The organism is Saprospiraceae bacterium (assembly GCA_016712145.1).
GTDB lineage: Bacteria > Bacteroidota > Bacteroidia > Chitinophagales > Saprospiraceae > Vicinibacter.
The window spans coordinates 2,476,757-2,488,868 of the sequence record JADJRO010000001.1 but is presented as its reverse complement, the minus strand read 5'-3'; the positions used below and the strand labels follow the sequence as shown (position 1 = coordinate 2,488,868).

Sequence of the window (12,112 nt, the reverse complement as noted above, 5' to 3'; positions counted from 1 at the left end):
GGATCAAATTTCTAATAAGTTTTTATAATATTGGATCAATTGATTCTGAATTGTAGCATTATTGAAATGTAATTCAGCATGCTGGTAGGTTTTTTCAATGGATGATTTTTTGAATGCTTCATCAGTAAGTATTTTTTCAATTTGAAAACAAAGCTCTTCCGAATTATCAGGATTAAAATAGTTACAATGAGGTCCACCTGCCTCAGGTAAGGAGGAGCTTTTGCTCGTAATAATTGATGTTTTACTAAATGCTGCTTCCAGTATCGGAATGCCAAATCCTTCATATCGGGATGGATAAATAAATATTTCGGCAGATTGATATACAGCACTCAAGTCTTGAACACTTTTTAAGTCATGTACAAATACAATTTGATTTAGTAGTTGAAGTTTTTCGGCTTTCTTTAGTAATTCATGTTTGAAGGCAGCGTTTTTTCCAACAATCACCAAAGGAATTTTCAGATCATTGTGCAGTTGAGCGTAGGCCTCAATTAAAAGCAATATATTTTTTCGGGGCTCAATAATACCCACATATAGGTAAAATTGATTCGGTAGCTTGTATTTATCTAGTATATTTTTTTTATGTGCGGAATTTTTTTGAATTTTAAATTCCGGGTTGCAACTTTGATAAAGCACTTTAATTTTATCAGGATTTGTTGAATAAAAGTTGCAAATATCGTTTTTAGAACTTTCTGAACAAGCCAGAATTAAATCAACATGCTTACAAGCGTATTTGCATTTTAGATTGTAGATTATTCGGTCCGTTAAGGGGTAGGTGTTAGGATATATTTTAAAAATTAAATCATGAATTGTTACAACCGATTTTATTTTATTTTTAGGAAAGTTAAATGGAATTTCATTGCTTAAACCGTGGTATAAATGAATTTGATCCTTAATTAAATCTGTGGTGATGCCAAAAGACCTCCAAAACGCTTTTAAAGAAGTGGAAGGGAGGTGTATATTAAATGATTTTGAATGAAAGGAATTTAATAGGTCTTCTTGTTTAATGAAAGGAGTATATAAATGAAAGTTAAAATCAGGATTCTGTACAGGCAGGCCATCCAACAAATTCCTGCTGTAATTTCCCAGTCCGGTAAAGTTATTGAACAATCTTTTAGCATCAAATCCAATATTCCACTGCATATTATTTACTGTTAGGAGAATTTTGATCTGACACTTTATAAATCGCATAGTCCTGCGTATTAAATATGCAAGGATAATCTAATTTAATTTCTGTGCCCAATGCTCTTTTAAGAATCACCACATATTTTAGACCCAAATTTATAGCGGCATCCATATAGTCTTTATTAATTATTTTGTCATTGCTTTCAACCCAACCCTTTCGGTGAGCAAAATACATAGGCGTTGGAAATAATCCGCTATTTATCATAATTAAATCTGTCCTTATAGAAAACTGATCCAAGTCTTTCTCAAGAAATATCAAGTTGCCAAATGGTTCTTTGATTCTAAAATCGTGTTTTTGATTAACAAAGCCTTCGAATCCAATGGCAATTAGAATTAAATATTTGAAAATACTGTTTTTTATCAAACTCAATCCAGATGCAGCAAATAAACACATTACAGGTACAAATGGTATGATGTAATATTCGTGATGTGCGAAAGTCCAGCCGGATTTGCACATGACTATAAAAAATGCACTTAAGCAAATTGAAAACACATAGAGAAGTAATTGATTTTTTTCAAAAATAGATTTAATCAAACCGATTGTAAAAAATCCAAATGCAATGTATTTAATTCCTGAGGAATAAAACTTTTTTATAGATTCTGACCAATCAATAAGCAATTCCCTAAAGCCCTCCACAATGGGTTTTCCCATAAAAAAATGCCAAAAACCATACTCACTTACTAAGTTTGGTACCCAATAAAAATACCAAAATGCAGGAAAAACGAGCACCAACAAACTGGTAAGAATGAAATTAAGTTTAACCCAAAACGAATGGTTATCCTTGAAAATAAATACCAGAAAAAGTACTAATAAATATCCAGAAGTTAATTTACTAAGAATCCCAATACATGCTAATAGGAAATAAAGTAGTAGATTTATTTTTTTTGCAGGATTATCAAAATAATTTGTACCGTAGTATAATGCTGCCAATATAAAAGACATTGAAAATGTATCTGGCATAAGTTTTCTGGAGTAACTAAACCAAATAGAAAAAATTAAGATGAATGTTGCATTTTTAGCAATTTCTATTGTAAAATATTTTTTAAGGAGGAGGTAAAAATACCACATTCCAATGCTCGAAATAATTAAGTTTATAAGCCGGCCATACCAATGTTCGTAACCAAATATTTTAGATACTAAAAAAATTAAATAATTAAATATTGGAAACTCCATTCCTGTAATTCCAGTTTTTTCACCTGCTATATCTAATCTTGGATAGAAAAGATTCGCATCGGTTTCAAGGAAATTTCTAGAAACCATGCAAACGGTGGTTTGTCTCCAATTATGAGCAAACTCAAGAGGAGGTCTTGTAATTCCATGAAGACGAACCACAAAGAACAATACAATCCAAAAACGAATGTCTGTAAGTATATATAAAAGATTAGTTTTCAATAGACTCCCATATTACAAAATTCAAGGTGTGGGTCTATAGAGTTTAATTCGCCCTCTTTTAAGGGTTTCCAGATCAATTGGGCTGAGGCCAACTTTTTTTCCTGAGAATCCTGTATTTTGGTGTGCCAATGTAAAAGCGGTATTTGATAGTACTTCATAAATTATGGCAGTATGATGTTTCATTTCTTCATGAAAGGTGATGCCATTTTTGACGTACTTGAGTTTTACGCGTTCAAATTGAATGATATCTCCAGGATAGATGGTATCTGTTTCTAATTCAAGTAGTTTTCCAAATTTGTATTGATGATTCCACGTGGCCCCAGCAAGGTCTAAAGCTTGAGCAGCCAGGTCCCAACATTCACCACGGTCTACTTTTTTTCCGATTTTAGATTGAACAAATTCCAAAATTTTTAAATTAAGTGGCGGAATCGAATCAGAACGCAACGAATCATCCTGCTGTGCTGAAAGTCCAATGGGAATCCAGGTGCAGATTAGAAGTAAAATTTTTTGCATGATTTTTAAACCGGTTACCAATTATTTTTCAAATTTAAATAATTTTCTTTAGTCAATTGCCAAAGGTTTACCGCTTGTTCGAAATTTAGCCAACCAGGGACTCCGATGTATTGATGGACAAAATTAAATCCAATTTTTTGCAAGAGTTTGTTGGGTCCCGGATTTAAAGCATACGGTTCACAATACAATTCTTTCAATTCCATGTTCTTAAAAAAGACGGGAATGCATTTTTGTACAAATTGGATTCCAAGTCCTTTTGTTCGATGATCCGGTTTCCATAAGTGAAGATGCATAAACGCATTCTCACCAAAACTTATTTTACTGATATTGGAATGTCCAACTGCTTTATTATTTAATAACCAAATTAAGCAATAGGATTCTTTTTCGTAATACGTTTGGGTAAGTTGTTTGGATAGAAATGCTCGCCATTCTGATTCCTTCGGCATTTTGGTAAGATCAACACCCATATTTGTTAAAAAAGCGGGATCTGCCTGAGTCCAATATGCAATCAGCGGATCAAGGTCCTCAGTTTGTAATTCACGAATACTTAGATCAGCTGCTTTTGGGTTCATTCATTGTATTTTTTGTCCTTCCAGTACCACCAGTTTAATTTTTGGGCTTCGTGTGTTTTTTCAGAAGCAAAGTAAACGGCGCACCGAAAGGTGTAGAGCATACAAATATCATGTGTTTGTTCTGTAATTTCATTGAGCCGAAGGTATAATTCCAAGGGATTTTTATCTTTTAAGTCCGACTGTTTCCGTATGCCAATATTCCATAAGTCCAATGCACAGGCTTTGCCAATCGATGGTATTTTTTGTAATTCTATTAAGGTTTTATGTTTTATATCGGTATCCATTTGCTGTTATTGTTTCATTTTTCCATATTTATATCGATAACTGGCAGTTTGATAATAGGAAATTATTTTAAGCCTGTTAAGTGAATTCACCGGACTTATTTCTTCTAAATTTTCCGGATTGTCTTTATAATTCCATTCATAGCTTTTCTTTCGGTCATTTAAAATTAAAAAATTTGATGGACTTAAATATCCAAGCGTTCTGTAATTTCCAAGCAATGCCCGATTTTCAGTTTCTTTCATTTTATAAATATCCTTTCCATAAAATTCAGACTGATAATTCCAATTTAAAATTCCAAACAAAGTGGGAATTAAATCAATTTGTGAAACCAATCGCGTGATTTTTTCGGCTTGTTTACCGCTATTATAAATCCAGGCAGGAATTAAATATTTTGAAATGTTGATATCCCACTTTCCAGCGCTGCTTGCACAGTGATCAGCAACAATAAGAAAGACGGTATTTTTAAACCAAGCTTTTGTTTTTGCTTCTTCCAGATATTTTGCAATTGCATAATCTGTATATTTTACTGCCGCATCCCGGCTTCCTTGAGGTAAATCAATTTTATCCTTTGGAAAAGTATAGGGTTTATGATTGGAAGTAGTCATTACAAAATAGAATCCCTTCTGTTGCTTTTTATAATTTTTATCTTGTTCCTTGAGGAGGCGATTATAAATATCCTCATCAGAAACACCCCAGGCATTTTCAAATTGAACTTCTTCATCAGGGATATTTTGCCGGCTTGTTTTAATTTTATCTGTCAATGGATTTCCGCGGTTTCTGTCAATGATGTTGAATCCTTGTCCACCAAAAAAATTGTTCATATTATCAAAATAGCCATCTCCTCCATAGACAAAGTAAGATTCATAATTCTTTTTTTGTAAGACCGTGTTAATGGAGAAAAGATTTTGATTGTCTGGTCTTCGAACAATGCTGTTTCCAGGGGTTGGTGGCACACACAAAGTCAAAGCCTCCATACCACGTACGGTGCGAGTTCCGGTGGCATACAAATTGGAAAAGAAAATACTTTCACTTACCAATTTATCTAAGTAGGGCGTTATATTTTTAGAATTTCCAAAGCTGCCCATGAAGTCCGCACTAAAGCTTTCAAGGCAAATTAATACAATATCCGGATTTGTTTCCGCGCTATCTTGTTTTACATCCCGTTTTAAATCCCAAAATTCCGTCCCAATATATGTTTGATTTTCTTGTTTAATTTCTTGTTTAATTTCTGTAAAAGCCTTTTCAACTTGGATCGTATCGTAAAATGTTTCATAATCCAATTCATTGGATCTAAATGCTGCAAAAAAGGAATATACTCCATTTTTTGATAGTTCGTTGTTGTATATATTTTGACTCCAATCGGCTTGTTTATTTTCTATAAAATAAATATAGAAACTAGCTATTATCAATACAGGAGCCAAAACTTTTAGCCGATTTATAAAATTAACTTTGGATTGAAATGTACCACTAGATAAGCGTAATTTATAAGCAATATAAAAAAAGGAGAAAATAATTGAAAAGACGGTACCAAATATCAGAGGCAATGGATAAGATTGTTTTATATTCTCTACCACTTCAAAGGTGTAAATCAAATAATCAACTGCTATAAAATTGAATCGTGTATTAAATTCAGCCCAGAATGGAAATTCAGCCAGAAATCCAAATACAACAATAAACAACAAAATAAAAAGTAGAAAATAGCTTATAATTTTATCTAGAAGTGTCCCAATTAAAAATTTTGGAAATAACAATAGATAAACCGTGTAAACTAAGCTCATAAAGATTGCTGCACCTAGATCAAATACATAACCATAGGTAAATATTTTAAAAAAATTTAAAAAACTAAGTTCCAGCTTATCAAATGAAAGAAAGATGAATGAAAAGCGAATGAATAGACTAAAAACACAAAAGAAGATTATATATGAAAAAAGTAAACCATATCTCCCTAAGTTCATTTTTAGCTTTAAGTCCATAGTAAGTGATTGATTGAGTTGATTTTAATCTGTTGAGATATTCACGCAAATTTATTAAGTTTGCTATATAAAGCTCAATTAATTCGAACCAATGAAGGGAGTAGAATTCATTTTCATTGTTATCTATCTTTTTCTGACTGTAAATTCATCAGCACAAGCCAGCTGGGGGCTCTGGACAAGTGGATTGCCGGCTGGTATTTTTCCCAAATTGGCCATTGCACCAAATCATGATATCTTTTATGGTTTAACTGGAACACCTGGAACGAAGGGAATCGTATTCAAAGGGAACACCACAGATCCAATGGTTATATTCAAGCAACTCCCAACAATTCCTGTGTCAGCAAGAATTACAAATAATATTCAAACGCAGATATGCAATCAAAAGAACGATTTAATTGCCGGCATCTTCAGAAGCAATGCAGCGGATCCGTTTCTTTTTTTATTTGATCAAGCGAGTCAAGGATGGAAATCGGTTGTGGTTGACTTCTTGCGAAATTTAGGTGTATTTTGTGCAGCGAGGGGTGATGATGGACCTATTTGGATAGGTACCAAATGGTCGTATATTTATAAAAGTACGGATCATGGAAGCTCATTTAATCGGATAGGTGAATCAGGCCTTGTTAAAAGTAACTATTTAATGGCTTGAATGTAATTACTATTATAGATTGTGAATCGTATTTCTTCATTCGTATTTAATTCGTGCATTCGTGGCTAAGAAAACAACTAGGAAAATATACATTTTACAAATTCTAATTATATTAATTTTATTTTACTATATTATTTTATAAATATCAAATAAAAATAAAATGGAAAACAAATCCCTTGCTTTTGACTATATGCAGAAAGCCTTGTTTGAAAACATGAACATTGGAGCTACACTGGATCAGGAATCCTTGTTGAAACCCGAAGATAAAAAGGAGTTGAAATACATTTTGGATGCTATAAAAGGACTGGGTACACAAGCTTTGCAAAATCAGGCTCCGCAGGAAAATTACATGAAAGTACAATTTGATGCTATGAATCGAAGTGTTTTAAATACCTACGATACTATAATTAGCCTCAAAGAATCTTTACAAGACGTTATTAAAGATGCCAAAAGTGCTTATCAATATGTCTTATTAATGTATTTGTTTGCATTTTATCTCGGAGTTGCATTAATAGTAACTTCAATTATTTTTGCGGCCCAGGACAAGGTTTTCTTTTCTATGGCCTTTGGTGCCATTGGTTTGATTGATATAGTCACACATTTTATCTATAAGCCTCCACTTGATTTACAAAGCAGTCGGGCAAATTTGGCTCAATTGATGGTCATACTTACCAATTGGTTTTCAGATGTAATGAATCTAAATACATTTATGGCACAGCAAGGCCAAAATCTAAGTTTAGATCAATTGAAGGAACTATCAGATAAACAAAATGCAAATACTGAAAAGATGTTGGGTTTGATTGAAAAATATTGTGAACCATCAATTTCGGGAGATAAAAAGTAATGATGTAATGAAAAACATTCAATTATTCATTTTTACATTATTTTGCGTTTGTTACATTCAACATTCCATAAAGGCACAATGCAATCCACCTACATCCTTAGTTCAAAGGGATGAATTTTTTTCAAATCCAGCATTTGGTATTCATATTTCAATTAAAAAGGATCGATTGGATCGTCCGTTTGTTTATATTACCAGTAAAAATGCAGGACTTAAAATATTTGATATTTCATCGGTTAATAATCCGACACTAGTAGCAACTATTTCACCGACTCTTTTTGGAAATTTGGATGCCATTCAAGTCGTACAAGAAGGTCAATTACTTTACTTGACATTGGGAGATATTTGGAACACCAATCAGGAAGCAGGTTTAGCAATCATTGATGTGAAAAATCCATTGCAGGCAAAGGTCACGGATTATTACGTTCATCCGGGGAGTATCGGCGGAGCTGGAAGTGTTTTTATACAAAACGGTTTAGCGTATTTAGCTGCTATGCGCAATGGGTTGATCATTTTAGATATCCAAGACAAAAACAAAATTGTTTTTAAGAGCCAAACCAAGCTTAACAATTCCTTTCCGCATAAAGATTCTTCTAATGTGGCTGCTTATAATGCAAGGGGGATTTGGGTACAAGATTCCATTGCTTATATATGTTATGATCGTGGCGGACTGCGATTGTTAGATGTTTCCAATCCATTGAAAATTCAACAAATAGCACAATACTGCTTTGCACCCCTAATTGATAAAGCTACTGCCTACAATGCAATATGCATTTATAAGCACTATGCGTTTGTAAGCTTGGATTATTATGGAATGGAAGTATTGGATATTTCGAATCCTAAAAATCTAAAGCAAGGCAGTTGGTGGCATCCTATGACCTGGGCAGATACCAGTACTAATTTTCAAACCTGGGCTAATTCCAAAGGGCATGCCAATGAATTAATTTATGATAGCAGCTGTCACAAAATCATTATGGCTTGTGGCCGTACAGATTTGGTTGTGCTTGATGTTGCAGATCCAATGCATCCAACGACGTGTGCTCTGTTTGGTTCTGATAGTGATGATTATGGAAGCTGGGGAATTGATTTTTATAAACAAAAGGCCTATGCAAGTTATATCTGGTCTCCTTTTTTTCCACCCTATTCAAATTATACCGGATTCCGGATTGTAGATGTTAAGGATTGTCAGACAACTAGAACAAAGCAGTTTTTTAAGGGATCGCTTATTCAACAGTTTCAGGATCCTGTTGCAGATGAATCCATTCAGATAAATTTGACAGATGTATTTCAAAAGGGTCAGCTGAGTATATACACTATAGAAGGTTTAAAATTAATGGAGTATTCTTTTCAAAACAGACAACAACTAAATATTTCATTTCAAGCTAAGCAAGGAATTTATTGGCTTATTGTACAAGCAGGAGATCAACAAGAAGTTTTAAAATTTTTCCATCCTTAATTTTGTTTCCGAAATTGAGTCTAAACCTATAAAATATTTAAGAACGCTAGTTTGATATTATATTGATACACGCTTCTCGAAGCTCCCAAACTTGCTGCTGGTTTAAATGACTTATTTTATTTACCAAAAGCCATTGAATAAGAAAATTTTTATGTATTTCCTGTTTGCGGGTGAAAATATCACTTGGATTAATTTCATATTCTGCAATAATTTCTTTTTCAATATCTAATTTTATTTTATCGTTACCTGTAAAATCAAATCGACGCTTATCATATTTTAAGTAACAATGTGCTTCAGGAATTGCTTGTAGTTGTTTTTCTTTGAGTAGCGGGCTTAATACGGGTGTATTGTTTTCATTCATTTCAAAAATTCCGAGTTGCAGCGTAATTTTCGTTTGATTCTGTTCATCTGCAAGTCGTTTTAACAGGGCATGTTTGGTACTGCAAGTTCCATGGGCTTCGACAAGCACAGCCAGCGGATCTGTTTTATCTACATTACGCCGGTATGGTAATAAACTTACAAACTTACAAGCATCCTTAAATTGAAAAATCTGTAATTTTTTAAAAGCATTTGAGCAAATGCCATTTAAAATTAAGGGAAAATCAGGTAAACCAAGCATTAGGAATCAATTACGATTTTCAATTACGAATTACGCATTCAATTCGTAATTGAAAATTCGTCCCGCCATTACGCGGGATTTACGCTACGCTTCAATAATTCGTAATTAATTTGCGTTTCCATCTTCCTGATACAATCCATGAATATTTCCTTCAGGATCTGTAAAATAGGCAAGCCAACCGACAGTGGGAATGGGCATTTTTGGAACAACAATTTTTCCTCCGAGGGATTCAATTTTAGAAATGCTTTGTTCTAAATTTTCAACCTGAATTGAATTTACGATGGGTTGGCCCGGTTGTTTTCTCTTCATAAAACCACCATTAATTCCTGGTGTAGTAGCATCACCTGAGCTGCAAGTCCAGTATTCATCTGATAAAAAAGATTCAAATTTCCAATTAAAAGCTTCTTTAAAAAAATCCATCTGTTTTTGAGGATTGTCACAAGGAATTTCGAAGTGGACGATGCGATTCATGGAGATAGATGATAGTTGTTAGATGATAGTTGTTGGTTGATAGTTGTTAGATGATAGTTGTTGGTTGATAGTTGTTAGATGATAGTTGTTAGATGATAGTTGTTGGTTGATAGTTGTTGGTTGTGCTTATTCAATGTTTTACGGAAGTTATCTCTCGCAAAATTGATTTTGATAAACAAAAATAAGAGTTAATTGCGAATTCATTTCGTAATTCGTAATTGAATATTCGTAATTAATTAGTTTCGTGGGGATGGGTTTTTGGACTGGATAAAGAATAGGCTTTCATGAGAATCTCTAAAAAAGCATCTTTTTCTATGGCGTCTATTTTTACCTGGGTCCAACCGAGACTTCCCCATTTGTTAGAAAGGGGCCAGTAGATATCCGGATTTAATTTATTGTAAATGTATTGATCTGCTTCTTCTAATTTAACACAGGCCAGATTGGTTTTAGCATCAAAAGTGGCAAAAATTCGTTTCTTGGTTCGGAAGGATGTTTTTTCAAAATGTGCTTGTTCGGATACATCTTCTAAACTACCACAAATAGAACGCAAGTCATCAATACTAATCATATTTTTATTTAATCAAAATCTTTTTAAATCCAAATGGGATTTTGCTTTTGGAATTGTAAAAACGCAACAGATATATACCCGTGGGAAGATTCGTTTTTTCAAATACAGTACCACTCGAAATATATCTGCCTGTAAATGTAAACAAATCGGCTGTTAAATCAGCATCTTCTGATTGAATTTGCAGAATATTTTCAGTTTCGATAAAAATATAATCTAATTGATTCGTAAACTGCTTGGTTTTAGTTGCTTCCGCTTGTTCGTAGCAACCGATATCAAATGCGCTCCCTTGCGGACGCATGCGACCATCGAGATCAAATTGTACGAGTGTGGCAACAAGATTGCTGCCTGCATTCCATGCCGGACTGTTATTCGCCAAATGAAAGTCATTGGCAGCAGCATTTAAAAATACGCTGTTGTTATTACTGATCAAAATGGAATGCGCATCGTAGCCCAAAGCTTGCCAGCTTGCAAAATTTATGTAAGAACTTCCTTGATTGATGGTCATTTTATCATTGAGCAAATTGTAGTCGCCAAAGTAATTTGTACAAGTAATTTCAATATCCAGGCTGCCTTTAGGAGAGGCGCTTAATAAAATATTATTCATAACAAACAAACTGTCACTTTCAATGGCGAGAATGGCCCACTGGGAACCAGCAGGAACCAGGACCGTATTGTTAAATACTTTTACGTTGTTGCAACCTGTGGCAGCATCTCCATGAAACAAAGTGATGCCATTGCCCCCATTTCCGGATCCATTATTATAGAGCAGATTGTTGTAAACCTCACTGTCATAAATCCCTTGCAAATTGAGTCCGATGCGGTTGTTGTAACAGGTATTGTTATAAATTTTTACGTCTACAGAAATCCCAGGAGCTCCGCTGCTGAGATCCGGATTGAGTTGAATGCCGGCTGCTTTATTATTAAAACATTGGTTGTATCGAATGAGCACCCGGTCGCTGTTGTTGGACACATAAATGCCATGTTCGCCATAGGAGCGTTTGCAAATATTGTTTTCGGCAAGAAAATCATCGGTGTATCCGGTAAAAATGCCACGGTAACAGCTATCCACTATACAATTTCGAACCGTTATGTGGTTGGCAAGCACCGCACGAATGCCATCTTCCCCGGATCCATTGGCATCGGCAATCGCGGCTACTTTAAAACCATTTACTTCGATGTAATCGCTGCCTTCTACATTCAAACCATCAAAACCCCGGCCGCAGGATTGATTAATCACAACGGCATTGCCCATAGCAAAATAGACAATCTCTTTACCGGGACTGCCACTGGCTTTATAAAAATGATCAAAGCCCTTATAAAAACCATTGTAAACCAAAATACTGTCACCAGCCTTTGCTTTATTAGTAGCAGTCTGGATGGTTTTAAAACCCTGCGCAAAGCTCAAACCGGAATTGGCATCATTGCCATCGGGTTTTACATGGTAGTTAATGGCAAGCAGTGGGTTAGTAAAAAAGCAGGTAGTAAACAAGCAGTAAAGCAGGTATTTCATTGTTGGAAATTTGATTTGCAAGATAGGGACCCAGAGTGAAATTATTTTCAAGATTTTACCGGCGGGAGTATGTTGAAGTAAATGTA

The 12,112-nt window shown here is 34.3% G+C and carries 13 protein-coding genes; 3 read left to right on the top strand and 10 right to left on the bottom strand.

What is annotated here, in order from left to right; translation table 11 throughout:
- Positions 1 to 3: 3 nt before the first annotated feature.
- From IPK91_10205 to IPK91_10180, 6 genes are read right to left on the bottom strand one after another with little or no spacing between them, the layout of a single operon-like run.
- Positions 4 to 1,140 carry a glycosyltransferase family 4 protein gene (locus IPK91_10205; protein MBK8297629.1) on the bottom strand — a complete coding sequence of 379 codons (1,137 nt, stop codon included), beginning with the start codon at positions 1,138 to 1,140 and terminating at the stop codon, positions 4 to 6.
- A 1-nt stretch (position 1,141) separates the two neighbouring features.
- Positions 1,142 to 2,575 carry a glycosyltransferase family 39 protein gene (locus IPK91_10200; GenBank protein MBK8297628.1) on the bottom strand — a complete coding sequence of 478 codons (1,434 nt, stop codon included), beginning with the start codon at positions 2,573 to 2,575 and terminating at the stop codon, positions 1,142 to 1,144.
- A 21-nt stretch (positions 2,576 to 2,596) separates the two neighbouring features.
- Positions 2,597 to 3,088 carry a CHAP domain-containing protein gene (locus IPK91_10195; protein ID MBK8297627.1) on the bottom strand — a complete coding sequence of 164 codons (492 nt, stop codon included), beginning with the start codon at positions 3,086 to 3,088 and terminating at the stop codon, positions 2,597 to 2,599.
- 14 nt (positions 3,089 to 3,102) lie between these two features.
- Positions 3,103 to 3,660: a GNAT family N-acetyltransferase gene (locus IPK91_10190; GenBank protein MBK8297626.1), complete on the bottom strand. Its 558-nt coding sequence runs from the start codon at positions 3,658 to 3,660 to the stop codon at positions 3,103 to 3,105.
- The gene (locus tag IPK91_10185) at positions 3,657 to 3,944 is read right to left on the bottom strand and encodes a TfoX/Sxy family DNA transformation protein (protein MBK8297625.1); all 288 of its coding nucleotides are present in this window, start codon (positions 3,942 to 3,944) and stop codon (positions 3,657 to 3,659) included. The genes IPK91_10190 and IPK91_10185 overlap by 4 nt, the downstream gene beginning before the upstream one ends.
- Positions 3,945 to 3,950: 6 nt before the next feature.
- Complete coding sequence (locus IPK91_10180; protein ID MBK8297624.1) at positions 3,951 to 5,915, bottom strand: sulfatase-like hydrolase/transferase; 1,965 nt, start codon at positions 5,913 to 5,915, stop codon at positions 3,951 to 3,953.
- 91 nt (positions 5,916 to 6,006) lie between these two features.
- Here IPK91_10180 and IPK91_10175 point away from each other — a divergent pair, with 91 nt between their 5' ends.
- The 3 genes from IPK91_10175 (at position 6,007) to IPK91_10165 (ending at position 8,858) form a co-directional block, all read left to right on the top strand.
- Complete coding sequence (locus tag IPK91_10175; GenBank protein ID MBK8297623.1) at positions 6,007 to 6,561, top strand: hypothetical protein; 555 nt, start codon at positions 6,007 to 6,009, stop codon at positions 6,559 to 6,561.
- Between the two features lie 160 nt (positions 6,562 to 6,721).
- Positions 6,722 to 7,405 (top strand): hypothetical protein, encoded by a 684-nt coding sequence (locus tag IPK91_10170; protein MBK8297622.1) that lies wholly within the window; start codon positions 6,722 to 6,724, stop codon positions 7,403 to 7,405.
- Between the two features lie 7 nt (positions 7,406 to 7,412).
- Entirely contained in the window at positions 7,413 to 8,858 is a 1,446-nt protein-coding gene (locus tag IPK91_10165; protein MBK8297621.1) for a hypothetical protein, read from the top strand.
- A gap of 46 nt (positions 8,859 to 8,904) precedes the next feature.
- Here the strand turns inward: IPK91_10165 and IPK91_10160 are convergent, their stop codons facing one another.
- The 4 genes from IPK91_10160 to IPK91_10145 form a co-directional block, all read right to left on the bottom strand.
- Entirely contained in the window at positions 8,905 to 9,477 is a 573-nt protein-coding gene (locus tag IPK91_10160) for a hypothetical protein (protein ID MBK8297620.1), read from the bottom strand.
- Positions 9,478 to 9,582: 105 nt separating this feature from the next.
- The gene (locus tag IPK91_10155; GenBank protein MBK8297619.1) at positions 9,583 to 9,948 is read right to left on the bottom strand and encodes a VOC family protein; all 366 of its coding nucleotides are present in this window, start codon (positions 9,946 to 9,948) and stop codon (positions 9,583 to 9,585) included.
- Positions 9,949 to 10,180: 232 nt separating this feature from the next.
- The gene (locus IPK91_10150) at positions 10,181 to 10,516 is read right to left on the bottom strand and encodes an MmcQ/YjbR family DNA-binding protein (GenBank protein MBK8297618.1); all 336 of its coding nucleotides are present in this window, start codon (positions 10,514 to 10,516) and stop codon (positions 10,181 to 10,183) included.
- Between the two features lie 4 nt (positions 10,517 to 10,520).
- Positions 10,521 to 12,026, bottom strand: a complete 1,506-nt coding sequence (locus IPK91_10145) for a right-handed parallel beta-helix repeat-containing protein (GenBank protein ID MBK8297617.1) — start codon at positions 12,024 to 12,026, stop codon at positions 10,521 to 10,523.
- Positions 12,027 to 12,112 lie beyond the last annotated feature (86 nt).